The sequence below is a fragment of the Sporosarcina sp. PTS2304 genome (genome assembly GCF_003351785.1).
GTDB lineage: Bacteria > Bacillota > Bacilli > Bacillales_A > Planococcaceae > Sporosarcina.
Map to the genome: position 1 here is coordinate 1070393 of NZ_CP031230.1, position 18142 is coordinate 1088534.

The following is an 18142-nucleotide window of genomic DNA, read 5'->3' on the forward strand; positions in this document are numbered from 1 at the left end:
TTGGTCTTTCACCACATACAAAGAGTGATCAAACTGTCTTGCACACACAAAGTACGGCTTGGAGCTTACAGACGATCGACTCCGAGAGGTTCAGGAAAAGCCGTAGCGAAGGACGGCTTTTGCGAGTGAAGCGCAGCGAGAAGGAGCACATCTTTGCATTTGACAGGTGTAACTCGCAGTGCTTGACGGTCCACCGCGTCCCCTCCGGAAAGCGTATCGTCTAGAAGCGTAAGCCGCAAGACACTCCCAGTCAACCTTACCTCAATATCCATCTTTCCCTAAAGGCTAATCATCAAGCCTCATAAAAAGCAGAAGAATACTCTTGTAGAAGCAACAATCTTTCTACATTCGTGATCAACGGGTAAAATAGTAGGGGAAGGAGTGAAGCATTCAATGACTTATCAACAAACATGGGACTTAGAAAACATATTTCCAGGAGGCACGCGCTCGGAAGAAGTCCAGAGTAAATTAGCTTCTATAAAGAAAGACATTGCACAATATGCCAAGCAAGTAAGCGCTTGGCACAGTGATCCGTCGACTGACGCTGCGACATTACAAGACTTGTTGAAACAAAATGAAACAATCGGCAAAGCATTAGGTCAAGTAAGTACTTTTATCAATATGTGGCATGACGCATTTATGAACGATGATCACGCCAGCGTAGTGAAAGGGCAAGTAATGGAGTTGGCGAGTGACATCCAGCAATTATCCACGACGTTTACGAAAAAGATCGTCGCGATTGCGGATGAACAATGGCATCAGTTACTACAAGATGACTATTTACAGACTATCCGTTTCGGTTTAAATGAACTGCGCGATCAAGGGAAGCGTTTGTTGTCAGAAGAAGAAGAGAAACTGATCGCACTATTAAATAAAGACGGCATCGCTGCGTGGAGCGACTTATACGATACAGTAGGTTCCACGATGACCGTTCCTTTTACAGATCCAGAAGGCAACACGACGAACTTATCGATCGGTCAAGCGATGAATAAAATGTACGCGGATCCGGATGCAACGGTTCGCGCGCAACTTTTCGAAAACTGGGAAAACGTGTGGTCGAAAAACGGTCCGATTTTCGCTGATATTTTGAATCATTTAGCGGGCTACCGATTGACATTACAAGAGCTACACGGCCGAAAAGGTCATTTAGAAGAACCGCTAGAATATAATCGAATGACCGAAGAAACATTGCGCGCCATGTGGTCAGCGGTGGACGCGAAGAAGAAACCGTTCATCCAGTATCTCGACCAAAAAGCGAAGTTATTCGGGATGGACAAACTAGGCTGGCAAGACGTTGATGCACCTGTTGCGGTAGGTGAAACGAAACCGACACGTTTTACTTATGAGGAAGCATGTGATTTCGTATTGGAGCACTTCTCTTCATTTGGTCCGAAATTAACCCAATTTACTAAACACGCACTTGAAAACCGTTGGATAGAAGCGGAAGATCGTCCGAATAAACGTCCGGGAGGGTACTGCACGAGCTTGCCAGAGTGGGAAGAGTCCCGTATTTTCATGACATTTACAGGCTCGCCAAGCGATACGAGTACGTTAGCTCATGAATTGGGACACGCGTTTCATAGTCATGTGATGAAAGATTTACCCGAGTTGAATCGTGAGTATGCGATGAATGTGGCGGAAACAGCTAGTACATTTGCGGAAACGATCATTGCGGATGCGACAGTAAGAAACGCGGCATCCGATGAAGAGAAAATCTCCCTGTTAGCTACGAAGTTAGAAGGAGCCACTGCGATGTTTTTAAATATCCGTGCCCGTTTCTTATTTGAAGACCGCTTTTATACAGAGCGTGCAGAAGGAATTGTCTCAGAAAACCGGTTAAACGAATTGATGGTCGATGCGCAAAAAGAAGCATTTGGCGACAGTCTCTCTTCCTATCATCCGCATTTCTGGGCAGCAAAACTGCATTTCTTCATTGACAGCGTACCGTTCTATAACTTCCCTTATACATTCGGTTATTTATTCAGCCTCGGGATTTACGCGGAATATTTGAAGCAGCCGGAAGGGTTTGAAGAAAAGTATATTGCATTGCTTCGCGATACAGGATCGATGACAGTAGAAGAGTTAGCCGAAAAACATTTGGGCGTAGATGTCACAAAGCCGGCATTCTGGTCTGCTGGAATCGAATTGGTTGAAAAAGATGTAGAACAATTCATTGCGTTAACGAATCATATGAAAAAGTAAAAAACATGGGGCTGTCCAATAAGTCCCTAAAATAAATCAGGCAGAGAAAAACGATTCGTTTTTCTCTGCCTGATTTTGGTTTGTAGTCGTTCACAGTTGAAAGTAGCCGGCGGATACACGCTACTTTCAACTGTGAACCAGTGCGACGATTCCGAACTTCGTATGAAACTTTTCAAGGCCACGGAACGATGCCGTATGTTCTTCTATAGAAAAAGTGAGTTGTTCTGTGGTGTACTGTTCGTAAGTAATCTTTGGATTGCGCATAAAAAAACGTCCTTTCGTAGAGTGGGTTTGGTAACTTTATTCTACTAGAAAGGGCGATTTTTTTGTACCTATTTGAAGCAAGATATCGAGTGGAACGGAAAGGAACGGCGAAGAAAGGATTCTTCTATTCGTTTCATGAGAAAAAGGGCTGTCACAGAAACTCAGTTCTCACTGACTTTCTGGACAGCCCCATGTTTTTTCGGTCTGTCATGATCATTCAATCGACTGGCGACGTCATACAAAGCGATCAACTCATAAAGAATTACAAACTCTGGAGGAAAACCCGGAGAATGAGAAGTACCGTTAGAGGTAGTGGACATTTGATTTTGCCAAAACAGCTGGGTGACCTTTTCTAAGTGCAATGGATGTGTTTGATCGGATGAGATATTTCCCAAATAGTCCGCGAGATCGGTGACAGCGTGCATGAGAAGGTCACACTCTTCATTCGTCCACGATACGTCTTCGGCTGATATATGGAGCAAAGCTTGTATGTGATATTCCAGGTTATGTAAAAATAATAATTGCTTTTCAGCTAACAGAAGGCCTTCTTCTTTCTTGCCGCCCCAAGGATACAATTTTGAATCATTTTGTTCGAAATGAATCAACGTCTCCGTCTTTCTAATTTCTTGCATGAACTGTTGAATGAGCAACTCACTTTCTTTCTCATCTGTTTGCTTGCCATATAAAATCCTAGTAAATGTTTGATGCAAAATGGTACTTGCTTGCTGGCCGATCCGTTCCATACTAGTGACGATGTCCTTCTTATAACTAGGCGGAAAGACGAGCATATTGACCGCTGTCGATACGAGCAACCCTGTCGTAGTCGTACCGAGTCGAATGAAAAAGGCGATTAGGTAATTACTGTGGATGACTTCCACCATAGCTACTGCTGTCAACGTGGCAACGAGTAAACCGGCATGCAGTTTTAATCGATAACAAACTAAAATGGTGCAAACGGCAGCTAATGTATACGTAATGGGTGAGTTTCCAAACAATGCGATAAAAAATACAGCAAATCCTGAACCGATCGCCGAGGCTGGAAATCGAACAATCCCTTTTTTAATAGAATCACTGACAGTTGGTTCGATTGTAACAATTGCGGTAATGACAGCAAACACAGGCTGCCAATGAAACCACTCACAAATAACCGCTGTTAAAAAGATAGCGAGACCGGTCTTCACTATTCGACCACCGTTGAAATGAAAAGATCGCATATCGTAGTAGACCCTCCTATCGTCTGTAAAAACGAATAACACTTATCGTTAGTATACCATTGGCTTATAATTTTTCTAATAATGAAGTAGTAGCGTAAATGGGGACTGCGAGTAAAAAAATACGAGAATTGCCCACTATACTCTTTCTATGCCTTTACGACGTATGATTAATGTCTTTGAAAGACAGAATTCCAAACAAAATGTAGGAAGTGAATCATAAGGGTTGCTTTTTGTGCAGATGTTTGTTAATCTAAGAGAGTATTATCTTTGTTCTTTTCAGATAAGATTTTGTTTTTCGTCTAAGGTATTTGAGCAAGCATAGTAACATATCGTGTGAATGATCACACTAGGAGGCAATTATATTGGAACAAGGTACAGTTAAGTGGTTTAATGCAGAAAAAGGTTTTGGTTTTATCGAGCGTGAAGATGGGGAAGACGTATTCGTACATTTCTCAGCTATTCAAAGTGAAGGTTTCAAATCTTTAGACGAAGGTCAAAGCGTAACGTTTGAAATCGAACAAGGACAACGTGGCCTACAAGCTACTAACGTTCAAAAAAACTAATTATAGTTTAAAAAGACCCTCTTTGTAGGGTCTTTTTTTATTCCATTCACCGCGTCCAAGTCGGTTAGCAGTTCATTTCGCTATAAGGGGTCGCTACAGGTTTTTGGCTGTTTTATGTCAAGTTTTGCTTAGCGTCCAAAGTTTCCGAAATGTTGTCGAGATCCCTATAACGTAAAATATATAATCCGCTCGTTTCTCCCCATTCCGCGCAATATACGTCATCCACACGTTCAATTTTATGCTCACGCAATTTTTGAAGCAACCACTTTTCAGATTTACCAACTTTTTCGATCGTTTTCCAGCACGCTTTCCCTTCATCAATGAACAAATAGGTCGTTTCATTTTCTGGTACAGAAAGATGTAGCATAGGAGGCGTTACAGCGTCTTTTTTTACTTTCGGCAAAACACTTAACGAACCTCCTGTTTCTAACGTAGCATGTTGAATATCGGTAATGGAAAAGTATCCTTGACTGCGGATCATCGTACGCAACTGATCCAACTCCATATTATTTTTCTTTAACGCCTCAGCATCAATCTTTCCTTTGACGATCAAATCACTCGGCGTTCCCCGTACGACTCTTTTGAAGCGATCGTAGCGCAACACCATTTTTTCAATAAGAAAAATGAGAAAACCCCATAAAAAAATTGCATACATAATGTGAAATATTGAAATCTTGTCGTCAAATAGTCCTTCTTCCAAAAAACTACCTAGCAAAATTAAATAAACAAAATCAAATGGTGTCATTTGTGTCAGTTCTTTTTTTCCAAGTAGTCGAATGACGATCAATAAGCTGACTAACCCAACGATTATTTTGAAAGTGATATCGACGTACATCCAAATTCCCCCTTTTCTCGTCACTTTTCTTTACCCAATTCTGATATATCATAAGCTTCGATTCCACACCGTTATAGAAAGAAGCATATTGTATGGGAACATGTGCGCATTGATGTATACTATGAATAATCATGAAAGGAGATGGATTATTTATGGCTACATATGAAGACACAGTCGCAAGCTTCGAAAAAATCGATTCCGAAAAAGCACAAGAGTTGGTAAAAGGGGATGGGGAAGCCGTTCTTTACATCGGTAAATCAGTCTGTCCTTTCTGCCAAGTATTCGTCGGGAAACTAAAACATGTCGCAGATGAAACAAATACGACAGTGTATTACGTCAATAGCGTAGAAGCATCCGATATGGACGGAATTACAGCATTCCGTAAAGAATATGACATTCCGACCGTACCAGGCTTCATTTATACGAATGGCGATACCGTCAACGTAAAATGTGACTCCTCTATGCCAGAAAAAGAAATCAAAGCATTTATGAATAAGTAACATAAAAAAGCTACCCTAAGCTAAAAAATAAGTCTAACCATAAAGTCCCTAAAATAACCAGGCAGTGAAAAACGACTAGTTTTTCACTGCCTAGTTTGATTCATCAGAAAAACGAAGAACACCATGTAGCACATATAAAAAATGCATTCACACTAAGCAATGGAAAAAAGTAATCCTTTCTTTCATTTCATAATATAAACCGCCTGTTGGAAATTCAAAATATTACATTGTACGATACACAATTCGTTCATGTCAATGATAAATTTTAGAAATCCGCGTGTATATGGTATACTCTATATATAACAGCGGTTAAGACGGCATTCGGTAATCCTGCGCAACTTATTTCAAAAGGAAATGGGTGCGCTTTTTTGAATTACTTATCTTTTCGTTCAATCAAGCGTTTGTTATGAGCAGGTAGAACTAGTGGAATAGCTTTAAATTACCGAAATACGTATTGGAGGAGAATGTGTAGTGAAATTACTAAATGAAAAAGTTACGCATAATGTGTTTGGAACAGGAAACATCGTAGAACAGGAAGACGCAGTCATCGTGGTAGATTTTACGGATCATACGAAAAAATTTGTTTATCCCGATGCATTTGAAAAATTTATTACACTGGAAAATGAAACATTGGCTAAATCGTTGGAAGAAGTGTTCGTGCAGAAGAAAGAAGATGAAAAAGTCGCGGAACAGCAACGTCAAGAAGAGAAAAAGAGCCAACTGTTTGAACAGCAACGCCGAGAGATACTGAAAAATCATAAAGCGCATGATAGTTCCCAAATTGTCTTTTGGTTACAACCTGAAGAGCAAGAAAACGAATTTAACGATTGGCAAATATCGACAGGCAGTATTCAAAGCGGGAAAAACAAAGGGCGCCCCAATCCGGTCACTCGCCTGCGTCCAAACAGTGCAGGAGTATTAACGGCCAGAAATGCAAATGAAGAAGAAACAGAAAGAAAGATCCTCGGCCTCTTTATGGTAGACAGTCTATTTACAGGAGCAATTGGCGAAGACGGTCTCGTACCTTGCCATACAGAGTTTAGAATCGAACTATCAGAGGAACAATCCAAACAGTTGCTTTTCTGGAATTATTACGAAAATAAAAACTATCCTGATCGTACATCTTGGAATTCTGGCACATTCCGTTATTTTGATAATATTTGGACTGCCCAAATACTAAAAGATATTATCGCGCTACAAACAGACGAAGAAGAAATGCAAAAAGCTGAAATGTTTTTAGAATACTTTTGCACTGTGAATGCGATCGACATCGACAATATCCCCGAAGCTAATGGGGTCTTACGAAAAAGATAAGTTGGATAAGCAGACAAAGCACAGGAAATATTCTGTGCTTTTTACCATTGAGAGTCGCTTACTAGTCAAGTAAAATAGAATGTAGATAGAACGTAAAGGGTAGGTAATGCACATGAACCGTTCCTATAACAATGAACAAAACATCATCTCTCGTTATGACAATGTCCTCGTCGTTAACGAATATGGAGAAACGTTATATTATGACGTGGCGGATTTATCCATTTTAATGAAACTAGGACACCGTCCAGAAGACTTTTTAGGGAAAAACATCCTTAGCTTTTATACAAATTTAGAATCGTCAAACAGTACGATTATGAATGTACTCCGAACAGGACAAGAAATTATCAATTTCGAGCAGCGATTACTAACAAAAACGGGTAGTTCCTATACATCGAAAAGCTCCACGTACCCGATTGTAGAAAGTGGAAAAGTCGTTGGAGCAGTCGAGTTTTCCTCCCACTACTTTGATAAAGAAGATATCGAACATGTGGAAAGTTACGCTAAACATCCACTGTATAGAAAAAATGGAACGCAATACACGATAGACGACATCATCGCGAAAAGCCCACATATGAAAGAACTAACGGCTACATTCCCTCGAATCGCGAAAAGTGATACGAATGTTCTCCTCTACGGGAAAACAGGAACGGGAAAGAATGTCGTCGCACAATGTCTTCATAACGTAAGTAATCGATTCGCGAAACCATTTATCACACTAGACTGCGGCACCTTATCCCAAGCAGGTGCTGAACAGATGTTATTCGGTGTAGAAGGTGGCAGCATAGGTCTATTCGAAAAAGCAGAAGGAGGGACGTTATTTCTCGATGAAGTCAATGTCCTTTCTTTAGAGGTACAGGCCAGGTTATTGAAAGTCATTGAAGATAAGAAAATCCGTCGTATAGGAGGAACCGATGAAATCATACTCGATGTGCGAATCATATCAGCGATCAATGAAGACCCTGAGCAATTGATTCGTGAACATCAATTACGAGAAGATTTTTACTATCGATTAGCCACTTTGCGCATGAACCTTCCTACACTAGCCGAGCGCAAAGAGGATATTGAACCGTTTGTGGACTACTTCATTCATTTCTACAATCAACGTATGGATATGAATGTCAAAGCGATTGACGAGAGTATGATGCGGCAATTGGAAAACTACCCTTGGCCAGGTAATATACGTGAGCTTCGCAATGCGATGGAGGCTGCTTATCACCACGTAGAAGGAGACGAACTGACAGAAAAGGACTTTTCGTTGCTCAATATAGAGGATCACAAGCAGCTGGAACTGATTTCTACAGAAAGTCTCCAAGGAAACTTACGGGATACGATGGAAAATATTGAACGTGCACTTATTGAAGAAGAGTTCCAAAAAGCGAAACAAGGCTTGGCAGAGACGGCGCGAAGATTAGGAGTCTCTAAACAATCGTTAAAATACAAATTAGATAAATACGGACTGCGATCATAATTTTTACGAAGGGGAGAAAATTTTCTCCTCTTTTTTATTTGGATTTCTCCCTATATAGTGAGTATATGAAATATTCTAATTTTGAATTGTAAACGATTACGAAGGAGTGGTCTTTTTGAGCCGTAAAATATCCCACACATTCATCTTAGGTTTTGCTTTATTCGCCCTATATTTTGGCGCAGGGAATTTGATTTTTCCGCCATCGATAGGAATTGCGAGTGGTTCGCATTGGGTATCTTCTTTACTTGGTTTTTCTATTACAGGAATTGTGTTACCTTTACTTGCGGTCATTGCAATTTTACAAGTGGGCGGCAAGTTTGAAAATTTAACAAATCCGATCGCGCCTTGGTTTTATGCAGTATTCAACTTGTTGCTAATGGTGGGCATCGGGGTCTTCGTAACGATTCCGAGAATGGCTGCGACGACTCATGAATTAGGAACAGTCGCTTTATTGCCAAATCTTCCTTCTGTTGTAACGATTATCGGGTTTTTTGCGATCGCATTTTTCTTTGCGAAAGATGAAACGAATGTCATTGACCGAATCGGTCGTTATTTGACGCCGGTCATGGTCATCTTGTTATTGTTCATCGTTGGTAAAGGGATTTTCTTCCCTCTTGGCACACCATCTGATACAGGGATTACTCAAGCATTTTCGAAAGCATTCGTCAATGCGTACCAAACAGGGGATGTCATTACAGGAATTTTATGTGCACCGATTTTCATTTTGGCTATTCGGCATTATGGTTATAAAGGAAAAGAGATCAAAAGTATGGCCATGCAAGCTATTTTGATCGCCGGTATAGGTTTGTTAATTGTCTACGGTGGGCTATTGTATATAAGTGCTGGAGCCGTCTCGCAGTTTCCGGCAGATATCGAAAGTACAACGCTCGTTAAAGGCCTGATTGACCAATTACTCGGCGGCGGAGGAGCAGTTGCGTTAGCAGTCGTCATTGCGCTCGCTTGTCTGACATCAACGATTGGTGTCGTAGCTGTTATTGCGGAGTTCTTAACGAAGTTGGTAAAGGATCGTATCGCGTATAAGCTGTGGGTTGGTATAATCTGTATCGTCTCTGCTTCCATCGCTACGCTAGGAGTAGACAAGATTATTTCCTACACAATTTGGATTTTCACATTACTGTATCCAATCGCCATTGTGCTCGTCATGCTAGGTATTTTCAATAAATACATTTCAAAAGCAGGCGTTTACAAAGGTGCGATCTTGATGACATTTATCGTTAGCGCTTTGGAAACAATCGCTGGATTCGGTATTGGATCGCATACTATATCTACTATGCTAGAATTGTTGCCACTTGGTACGAGTGGATTTGCTTGGTTAGTACCTGCGATTGTCGGGGGGATCATAGGATGGATACTCGACACGATGATAAGTGTTCCGAAAAAGCCTGTCCCTATAGTTACACCGACAGATGAAACGCATCGGTAAGCACGACAAAAAACATGCATGGAGACTAAAAAAGTCTTCATGCATATTTTTGTGATACTACGTAAATTACCGATAATCTTCCACTTCTACTTCTCTTTTCATCGTAAAGAAATGTTCGTAAGGTTGTACGTCAACTTCCATATCTTTTAACTTTTTACGTAAGAATTTATGATCACGTTTCGGAGTCGCCAAAATATACCCTTCGATAATATGGTCGAATTCAATCGTACGTGCATCGTCTTCCAATGCTATTTCACCGATTTTCGCAGCAATCTTCTGTTTCGCGACATCACGGAATAATTCCGGTACAGGAGTCACCAATTCATTTAACATACTCTTCGCTTCATCATTCCATAAATGCAATGATTCATTGACGTAATGCTCTTCCCAGTCCAATGTCGATTTCCCGTCTTCTTTCGGAAGCACTTTCAAAAACTTGCGGAACATGAAAAATCCGCCAATCGCAAATAAACCAATAAGTACAACGCCCCAAAATAGGATAAACCACATAAATAGGTCCTGCACTGTTTTTTCACCTCTTCCATTCTACGTTCTATTATAAAAGCAAACCTAAAATATTTCACTAACAACGTATTCTTTTCTTACTTTCATTCTATATAACGGGTGAAAGGAGGTGATGCAGATGAGCGCAACACTCGAATTCGGACATGCAACAGGTAAAATTCACTTCAACGCAGGAGTGAGTGAAAATGGTCATACGATCCGTAAAGTGAAAACGTATAAAAACGTTACACGACAAGCGTCCGCATCGGATTTGTATACCGCATTTACACAGCTTGCTTCTTTATGCGACTACCCGATGATCAAAGTAGAACGAGTCATTACAGAAGATGTCCAACGCACAATCTAAATGAAATAGGAGGCGAAACAAATGGCAAAAGTTTTGGAATTGACGTTTTTAACAGCGGCTAACGAATCGGTCAAGTTAACGGTAGATGAACCCCGGATCGATCTGACGGCTGCAGGAGTGGAGTCAGTGATGCAGCAAGTCATCGCAAGCGGTGTATTCATCATTGAAGAATCTCCACTAGAGTCGATTAAAAGCGCGCGTATAGTAGAACGCGATACACAAACGTTAATCAGTCGTTAACCATAAAAAAACCGACTTTCAGTAGCGTACTGGAAGCCGGTTTTTCATTGTATAGAAAAGGAGGCGTGCTCTATGGATCAATGGCTACAGCTCGTTCAAGATATTGGGTTTCCGATTTTTGTTTCGTTTTACCTGCTACATCGTCTAGAAGTGAAGCTCGAAGCAATCCATCAAGTGCTGTCGGATATGAATCGCTAGAACTTCACTGGAACTTCATGATTCCGTCAATGTTTAGCCAAATAGCTACCATCCTCCACCTTGTATGGAATCCGAACTTTCGTTATGATAAAGTGACTATCAAAAGGTGGAGGAATCATTTCATGCATAAAAAGCTATTCATTCTATTGACTCTCGTTTTCGTGCTCGTGTTAAGTGCATGTGGCGGAGGGTTCAAGCCAGATCATAAGTATAAAGTGAATTCATTTGAGTTCACAAACCAAGACAATGAAAAAGTGTCAGATGAAGATTTAGAAGGTTCTGTTTGGCTAGCGCAATTCGTCTTCACGAAATGTACAACGGCTTGTCCGCCGATGATGAGCAATATGGTGCGTTTACAGGAAGAGCTAATCGATAATAAGGTCGAGGATTATAAAATTGTTTCGTTTAGCGTCGATCCTGATGTAGATACACCGGAAGAATTGAAAAACTATCTTGGCTTATTCAGCGCACCAGACGAAAGTAAGTGGGAAATGTTGACAGGATACGACATGAAAACTATCGAAAAGTTGGGCGCTTCTTCTTTCAAGCAAATCGTCAAACAAATTCCGAATACCGATCAAGTATTGCACGGCATCTCATTCGGTCTTGTGAACCAACATAATGAGGTCGTCAAACTCTATGATGGGAAAGATAATGTGCCTTATGATACAATCGTAAAAGACATGAAAGCTTTGATAAAAGAAGGCAACTAATAGATAGGAGAGGTGAGGCAATGGCGAGAAAGAAAAGAAGATTGCGCCGATCCATTCGCGTAATGATCGCTTTCTTGGTTTTATTGATTCCGGTTGCCGTCACGCTCTTCACCATTTCTGCCATTCTATTTGTGAGTTTTGAAAAAAAGAACGTCAACGATCAATCTGCTTCTGCTCTATTTACTATCCATGACCGCCAAACAGGAGCAACGGTACCGAAGGAGTATATTCCGATCTATATCGCAGCAGCTGAAGAGTATGGAATTCCGTGGACGTTGCTGGCGGCCCATCACCGAATTGAAACGCGGTTTTCGACAATGAAAAGGGACGTTTCTCCAGTAGGTGCAGAAGGTCCGATGCAGTTCATGCCGTGTACGTTCGTTGGCTGGAATTATCCGGGTTGTAAAGAACTCGGCAAAGGAGAAATTCCGAAGCGGGACAAAACCAATCCAGCAGTCATTGCAAAATATGGTGGCTATGGTGTAGATGCGAACGGAGACGGCATTGCTGACCCATTCGACATGGAAGACGCTATTTACAGTGCAGCGAATTATTTGTCTGATAGCGGGGCGGCGGACGGCAATATAGAAAAGGCTATTTTTGCATACAATCACAGTGAAAAGTATGTAGAAGACGTTCTGTGGTATTTTCACGAATTTGAAGAACAACGCAAACAATCAGAAAGACAAGCTAAAAAGTAAAGCGCAAGGCCACTTCGGCTTTGCGCTTTTTCATGCAAAAAAAACGTGAAGCCGATGAACGACTTCACGTACCTAATATTATGATGCACGACGCATACTTTTCATGATTAGGCTCACAACAAATACGAGTACGACTGCACCGATCAACGCGGGTACAAAGTAGAAGCTTGAAATCTGTGGACCCCATTCTCCAAGCAATGCACCACCGACCCATGCACCGATAATACCTGCAATAATGTTACCGATAATACCGCCTGGAATATCTCTTCCAACAATAAGTCCGGCTAACCAACCAATAACTCCTCCGATAATTAAGAACCAAATAAAGCTCATGTTGTTCATCTCCTTTTTAGTATGTAGCTCTTGCTTAGTATTTGTATTACCGTCTTTTTAATACATGAAACATGTATTAGCATATTTTATGCAAAAAAATGTGGATTATCGGTTAGGTTGCACGGTAAATCTCCTTATTTTCCTTAGACGACAGTAGCTCCTAATGTATTCGTAAAATGCGCCAACGCCCAGTCATGACCAATCGGATTAAAACTAGCTACTCCGCCTTCATGCACAAAAATCGTATAGCCGAGATTATAGGCATCGACTGCTGTATGTAAAATACAAATATCCGTACACACGCCCATCAGATGAATTTCCCGAATCCCTCGTGCGCGTAATTGAATGTCCAAATTTGTTCCTGCAAACGCACTGTATCGGGTTTTATCCATCCAAATCATGTCTTCTGAATAAACATCATACAACTCCTGTAATTTGCCGAAAAGTTTCCTACCAGCAGTATCCCGAATATTATGGGGAGGGAAGAGGGCCGTTTCGGGATGATAAGCGTCATCCTTTTCATGTAAATCATTGATGACGAAGACGGGCAATTGTTGTTCGATGTAGCTGGCGGTTAAGTCCACGATGTACTCTTCTAATTCTACTCCGGGTGGCCCGCAAGTTAACGCACCATCTAATGCCACAAAATCTACTGTATAATCGATGACCAATAAAGCTTTTTTCATAAAGTTCATCTCCTTTCTTCTATTTTGTCACAGGACGCCTTGCTTGACTAGTCATATGTAAAGACAGCCACCTACCGTTTTATTACAAGAAAATGGATTTTTTATAAAAATAAACTGTCTATTTGAGAATGAAGTTGAATAATTGAGAATTCTTAATGAAAAATGATTTAGTCATAATGTTTTCTTATGTCATCCTATAAATTATATGTATTTTACTATTCTTCTTTGCTATACTAAGATGGAGTAGAGGAAAGATGCGTACTTTTCATCTTTCAGTACTTAAGTACATAAAGGGAGGAAATAACACATGGCAAAAAGCAATTTGCATAACAGCCGTAAGTCTTTCGAAGTTAACGGAAAGACATATAACTACTACCGTTTAAAAGCTCTAGAAGAAGCAGGAATCGCGAAAGTATCTAAACTTCCATATTCAGTAAAAGTATTACTAGAATCAGTACTTCGTCAACACGACGGATACGTTATCAAAGATGAGCACGTTGAAGATTTAGCTAAATGGGGCGCTGTACAAAACGCAGACGCTGAAGTTCCATTCAAACCTTCACGCGTAATTCTTCAAGACTTTACAGGAGTTCCAGTAGTAGTCGACTTAGCTTCATTACGTTCTGCAATGCAAGAACTAGGTGGAGATCCAAACGAAATCAACCCTGAAATTCCAGTGGATCTAGTAATTGACCACTCTGTACAAGTAGATAGCTATGGTACACCTGAAGCTCTACAATTGAACATGGAACTAGAGTTTGAGCGTAATGCTGAGCGTTACCAGTTCCTAAGCTGGGCACAAAAAGCATACGATAACTACCGCGCTGTACCACCTGCAACAGGTATCGTTCACCAAGTAAACTTGGAGTACCTTGCTAACGTAGTACATGCGATTGAAAACGAAGATGGTTCATTCGAAACATACCCAGATACATTAGTAGGAACTGACTCTCACACAACAATGATCAACGGGATCGGCGTACTTGGATGGGGTGTTGGTGGTATCGAAGCTGAAGCAGGTATGCTTGGACAGCCTTCATATTTCCCAATCCCAGAAGTTATTGGTGTGAAATTAGTTGGAGAACTTCCAGACGGAACAACTGCAACTGACTTGGCGCTTAAAGTAACAGAAACTCTTCGTGCACAAGGTGTAGTTAACAAGTTCGTTGAATTCTTCGGCCCTGGCGTATCTAAATTGCCATTAGCTGACCGCGCAACGATTGCGAACATGGCTCCTGAATACGGTGCTACATGTGGATTCTTCCCAGTTGACGAAGAAGCATTGAACTACATGCGTTTAACTGGCCGTGATGAAAACCACATCGCAGTTACTAAGCAATATTTGATCGAAAACGATATGTTCTTCACACCTGATGCTGAAGAGCCAAACTTTACAAAAGTTGTTGAAATCGACCTAAGTGATATCGCTGCAAACCTTTCAGGTCCTAAGCGTCCACAAGACTTGATTCCTTTAACTGAAATGCAACAGTCATTCAAAGATGCAGTTGTAGCTCCAGAAGGAACACAAGGCTTTGGGTTAACACCAAAAGAGCTTGAGAAAAAAGGCACAATCGAATTTGCTGACGGCCGTAAAGTGGAGTTGAAAACAGGTGACGTAGCAATCGCTGCTATTACTTCTTGTACAAACACATCTAACCCTTACGTTATGTTAGCGGCTGGATTAGTTGCGAAGAAAGCTGTTGAAAAAGGACTTGAAGTTCCTGCATACGTTAAAACTTCATTGGCTCCAGGTTCAAAAGTTGTTACTGGCTACTTGAACGCTTCTGGCTTGACAGAATATATGGACAAAATTGGTTTCAACACAGTAGGTTACGGATGTACTACATGTATCGGTAACTCCGGTCCATTACTTCCGGAAATCGAAAAAACAATTGGTGACGAAGATCTTCTAGTAACGTCAGTACTTTCTGGTAACCGTAACTTTGAAGGACGCGTACACCCATTTGTTAAAGCGAACTACCTTGCTTCACCTCCACTAGTTGTTGCTTACGCACTAGCTGGAACTGTGAACATCGACTTCGCTAAAGATGCAATCGGACAAGACAAAGACGGAAACGATGTATTCTTCAAGGACATCTGGCCTTCTACTCAAGAAGTAAATGATGTATTGAACGCTACAGTAACTCCTGAATTGTTCCGTAAAGAATATGCTCGCGTATTCACAGAAAACGAAGCATGGAACGCTATCGAAACTACTGATGATTCATTGTATGATTTCGATGAGAATTCAACATATATCCAAAATCCTCCGTTCTTCGAAAACCTTTCGAAAGAGCCAGGTGCAATCGAAACACTTGAAGGCTTGCGTGTAATCGGTAAGTTCGGTGATTCTATCACGACTGACCATATTTCACCTGCTGGAGCAATTGGTCTAAATACACCTGCTGGAATCTACTTGCGTGAAAACGGCGTAGAGCCACGTAACTTTAACTCATACGGATCACGTCGTGGTAACCACGAAGTCATGATGCGCGGAACATTCGCTAACATCCGTATCCGTAACCAAATTGCTGAAGGTACAGAAGGTGGATTCACTACGTACTGGCCGAACAAAGAAGTTATGCCGATTTATGATGCTGCGATGAAGTACCAAGCAGACGGAACAGGTCTAGTAGTTCTTGGTGGTAAAGACTACGGAATGGGTTCTTCACGTGACTGGGCAGCAAAAGGTACGAACTTGCTAGGAATTAAAACAGTTATCGTAGAAAGCTTCGAGCGTATTCACCGTTCAAACCTAGTGATGATGGGTGTTCTTCCACTTCAGTTCATCAATGGTGAAAACGTTGAGTCTCTAGGCTTAACAGGCGAAGAAGAAATTTGCGTTAACATTGCGGAAGGCGTTAAGCCACGTTCAATCCTTAAAGTCACTGCAACAGCTCCAGACGGCAAGGTTACTGAATTTGAAGTATTGGCTCGTTTCGACTCTGAAGTTGAAATCGACTACTACCGTCACGGCGGAATCCTTCAAATGGTTCTACGTAACAAATTAGCTGCAAAAGTTAAGTAATATATCTTCAAAAAGAGCGTCCGACAACCATTGGACGCTCTTTTTTCGTTGCAGCTAAACAGCTGGGGCTAGTGCAAGACAACCTTTTTTCGTTTCTGTTTTGAGAGTGTGATTGGCTCATTGTATCCACTTCGGCGCTGGCAGATGGCTCCCGCAATAAGCCAGAAAAGAAGGACGCTTTTCTGTCTCATCGCTCCGCCTACTGCTGGGGAGGCGCCTGCGTTTAGAGAGGATAGGTTTGTTGTGTAGTTCATTGTAGTTTGTGAAGGATTTAAGCTAGTGCAAGACAACCTTTTTTCGTTTCTGTTTTGAGAGTGTGATTGGCTCATTGTATCCACTTCGGCGCTGGCAGATGGCTCCCGCAATAAGCCAGAAAAGAAGTTCGCTTTTCAGTCTCATCGCTCCGCCTACTGCTGGGGAGGCGCCTACGTTCTTTGACGGAATATACACTACAGAGTTCATGGAAGTCTATAAGTATTTTCCATCTTAGAACAGTGCGCAACACTTAATACGTATCCTTACTAGCGAAGGCACAACTGCGGGGTCAGCCGTTGTGGTAAGACAACTAGCAGTGCTCTCCTGCTAGCTGGCTTACCACGTAAGGCAATCCCCCACGTGCCGAAGCGGAAATAGAAAGCTGAAACCTCACTATATTCCAGCACCCAACAAACACTAGGGTCAACATACCAACACCAAAAAATCTCACTGACTAACAACACAAAACATCCAACGTTCCTTACCAACCCAGATAATATTCGAGCCACCGAAGCTCCTACAAGCCAATTGACCAGACATTCGGTATACTAAGAACTGAGGTGAATATACATGTTCAGCAGCGAAAAACAAATCGAAGTCCGTTACGCAGAAACCGACCAAATGGGAGTAGTCTACCATGCCAACTACCTCATCTGGATGGAAATCGGCCGTACGACACTAATCCAAGACCTAGGCTTCCACTACGCGCAACTAGAAAAAGACGGCTATCTATCGCCCGTCACCGAAGTCTCCGTAAAATACAAAACATCCATAACCTATGGAGAGACTATAACCGTCCGTACGTGGGTACAATCACACGGCAAACTCCGCACTACTTACGGTTACGAAATTCTGCACGCAGACGGCACAATTGCTGCTACTGCAGTTTCAGAGCACGTCATCGTAAAAAGAGATAGCTTCCGCCCCGTTTCATTGCGAAAAATCCATCCTCAATGGGATGCTACCTATACAGAAATCCAGCGAGGGGAAGATTAATGGCATTTGGCATCGATCGGCAACAACTGCGTGAGTGGAAAAAAGAAGTACAGTCAGGAAACATTGCATTCCTCACACATTACTGGCTCGACGACCGCTTTCCGAACGTCAACACCGTGACCAAGGTCGGCTGCAGTGACATAGAGAAACTGGTCAAATGGGGAAAGCAATATGGATTACGTCGTGAATGGATTCATTCCAGAGACGACTATCCGCATTTTGATCTGCTAGGGGAGCGGCAAGTAGAAATTTTAAAAAAAGAACAACGCTTTGAGCAATTAAGCCGATTAAAAAATGGTAAGCATAACTCCTAGTTG

20 protein-coding genes are annotated in these 18142 nt (G+C 41.6%); 14 read left to right on the plus strand and 6 right to left on the minus strand.

Going from position 1 to position 18142, the window contains the following annotated elements:
• Window positions 1-393: 393 nt before the first annotated feature.
• Window positions 394-2202, plus strand: a complete 1809-nt coding sequence (locus DV702_RS04990; RefSeq protein ID WP_114923760.1) for a M3 family oligoendopeptidase — start codon at window positions 394-396, stop codon at window positions 2200-2202.
• Window positions 2203-2328: 126 nt separating this feature from the next.
• Here DV702_RS04990 and DV702_RS16785 read toward each other — a convergent pair whose 3' ends face one another.
• Together DV702_RS16785 and DV702_RS04995 are read right to left on the minus strand one after the other, a co-directional pair.
• Window positions 2329-2466 carry a hypothetical protein gene (locus tag DV702_RS16785; protein ID WP_162805718.1) on the minus strand — a complete coding sequence of 46 codons (138 nt, stop codon included), beginning with the start codon at window positions 2464-2466 and terminating at the stop codon, window positions 2329-2331.
• 161 nt (window positions 2467-2627) lie between these two features.
• The gene (locus DV702_RS04995; RefSeq protein ID WP_114923761.1) at window positions 2628-3680 is read right to left on the minus strand and encodes an aromatic acid exporter family protein; all 1053 of its coding nucleotides are present in this window, start codon (window positions 3678-3680) and stop codon (window positions 2628-2630) included.
• Between the two features lie 362 nt (window positions 3681-4042).
• Between DV702_RS04995 and DV702_RS05000 the strand changes: the two genes are divergently transcribed.
• Entirely contained in the window at window positions 4043-4243 is a 201-nt protein-coding gene (locus DV702_RS05000) for a cold-shock protein (RefSeq protein ID WP_114923762.1), read from the plus strand.
• A 112-nt stretch (window positions 4244-4355) separates the two neighbouring features.
• Here DV702_RS05000 and DV702_RS05005 read toward each other — a convergent pair whose 3' ends face one another.
• Window positions 4356-5078, minus strand: a complete 723-nt coding sequence (locus DV702_RS05005; protein WP_114923763.1) for a DUF421 domain-containing protein — start codon at window positions 5076-5078, stop codon at window positions 4356-4358.
• A gap of 152 nt (window positions 5079-5230) precedes the next feature.
• On the opposite strand from DV702_RS05005, the gene DV702_RS05010 reads away from it, so the two are divergent.
• The 4 genes from DV702_RS05010 to brnQ all read left to right on the plus strand — a co-directional run bounded on the left by DV702_RS05010 (window position 5231) and on the right by brnQ (window position 9804).
• Complete coding sequence (locus DV702_RS05010) at window positions 5231-5578, plus strand: DUF6568 family protein (protein ID WP_114923764.1); 348 nt, start codon at window positions 5231-5233, stop codon at window positions 5576-5578.
• 471 nt (window positions 5579-6049) lie between these two features.
• Window positions 6050-6892: a malate synthase gene (locus DV702_RS05015; protein ID WP_114923765.1), complete on the plus strand. Its 843-nt coding sequence runs from the start codon at window positions 6050-6052 to the stop codon at window positions 6890-6892.
• A 112-nt stretch (window positions 6893-7004) separates the two neighbouring features.
• On the plus strand, window positions 7005-8360 hold the full coding sequence (locus tag DV702_RS05020) for a sigma-54 interaction domain-containing protein (protein WP_162805719.1): 1356 nt from the start codon (window positions 7005-7007) through the stop codon (window positions 8358-8360).
• Window positions 8361-8475: 115 nt separating this feature from the next.
• Window positions 8476-9804: a branched-chain amino acid transport system II carrier protein gene (gene brnQ, locus DV702_RS05025; RefSeq protein WP_162805720.1), complete on the plus strand. Its 1329-nt coding sequence runs from the start codon at window positions 8476-8478 to the stop codon at window positions 9802-9804.
• A 66-nt stretch (window positions 9805-9870) separates the two neighbouring features.
• Here the strand turns inward: brnQ and DV702_RS05030 are convergent, their stop codons facing one another.
• Entirely contained in the window at window positions 9871-10314 is a 444-nt protein-coding gene (locus tag DV702_RS05030) for a DUF2621 domain-containing protein (RefSeq protein WP_114925843.1), read from the minus strand.
• Window positions 10315-10447: 133 nt separating this feature from the next.
• Here DV702_RS05030 and DV702_RS05035 point away from each other — a divergent pair, with 133 nt between their 5' ends.
• From DV702_RS05035 to DV702_RS05055, 5 genes are all read left to right on the plus strand, one after another.
• Entirely contained in the window at window positions 10448-10675 is a 228-nt protein-coding gene (locus tag DV702_RS05035; RefSeq protein WP_162805721.1) for a DUF1659 domain-containing protein, read from the plus strand.
• A 21-nt stretch (window positions 10676-10696) separates the two neighbouring features.
• The gene (locus tag DV702_RS05040; RefSeq protein WP_114923769.1) at window positions 10697-10915 is read left to right on the plus strand and encodes a DUF2922 domain-containing protein; all 219 of its coding nucleotides are present in this window, start codon (window positions 10697-10699) and stop codon (window positions 10913-10915) included.
• A 72-nt stretch (window positions 10916-10987) separates the two neighbouring features.
• The gene (locus DV702_RS05045; RefSeq protein ID WP_114923770.1) at window positions 10988-11113 is read left to right on the plus strand and encodes a YvrJ family protein; all 126 of its coding nucleotides are present in this window, start codon (window positions 10988-10990) and stop codon (window positions 11111-11113) included.
• Between the two features lie 122 nt (window positions 11114-11235).
• Window positions 11236-11826, plus strand: a complete 591-nt coding sequence (locus DV702_RS05050) for an SCO family protein (protein ID WP_114923771.1) — start codon at window positions 11236-11238, stop codon at window positions 11824-11826.
• 20 nt (window positions 11827-11846) lie between these two features.
• A complete protein-coding gene (locus tag DV702_RS05055; RefSeq protein WP_114923772.1) occupies window positions 11847-12527 on the plus strand; it encodes a lytic transglycosylase domain-containing protein in 681 nt (226 codons plus the stop codon).
• Between the two features lie 78 nt (window positions 12528-12605).
• Here the strand turns inward: DV702_RS05055 and DV702_RS05060 are convergent, their stop codons facing one another.
• Window positions 12606-12860 carry a GlsB/YeaQ/YmgE family stress response membrane protein gene (locus DV702_RS05060; RefSeq protein WP_114923773.1) on the minus strand — a complete coding sequence of 85 codons (255 nt, stop codon included), beginning with the start codon at window positions 12858-12860 and terminating at the stop codon, window positions 12606-12608.
• Window positions 12861-13003: 143 nt separating this feature from the next.
• Complete coding sequence (locus DV702_RS05065; protein WP_114923774.1) at window positions 13004-13546, minus strand: cysteine hydrolase family protein; 543 nt, start codon at window positions 13544-13546, stop codon at window positions 13004-13006.
• 307 nt (window positions 13547-13853) lie between these two features.
• On the opposite strand from DV702_RS05065, the gene acnA reads away from it, so the two are divergent.
• The 3 genes from acnA to DV702_RS05080 all read left to right on the plus strand — a co-directional run bounded on the left by acnA (window position 13854) and on the right by DV702_RS05080 (window position 18139).
• The gene (gene acnA, locus DV702_RS05070) at window positions 13854-16574 is read left to right on the plus strand and encodes an aconitate hydratase AcnA (protein ID WP_114923775.1); all 2721 of its coding nucleotides are present in this window, start codon (window positions 13854-13856) and stop codon (window positions 16572-16574) included.
• A gap of 825 nt (window positions 16575-17399) precedes the next feature.
• Window positions 17400-17825 (plus strand): acyl-CoA thioesterase, encoded by a 426-nt coding sequence (locus DV702_RS05075; RefSeq protein WP_114923776.1) that lies wholly within the window; start codon window positions 17400-17402, stop codon window positions 17823-17825.
• Window positions 17825-18139 carry a hypothetical protein gene (locus DV702_RS05080; RefSeq protein ID WP_114923777.1) on the plus strand — a complete coding sequence of 105 codons (315 nt, stop codon included), beginning with the start codon at window positions 17825-17827 and terminating at the stop codon, window positions 18137-18139. The genes DV702_RS05075 and DV702_RS05080 overlap by 1 nt, the downstream gene beginning before the upstream one ends.
• Window positions 18140-18142: the final 3 nt, after the last annotated feature.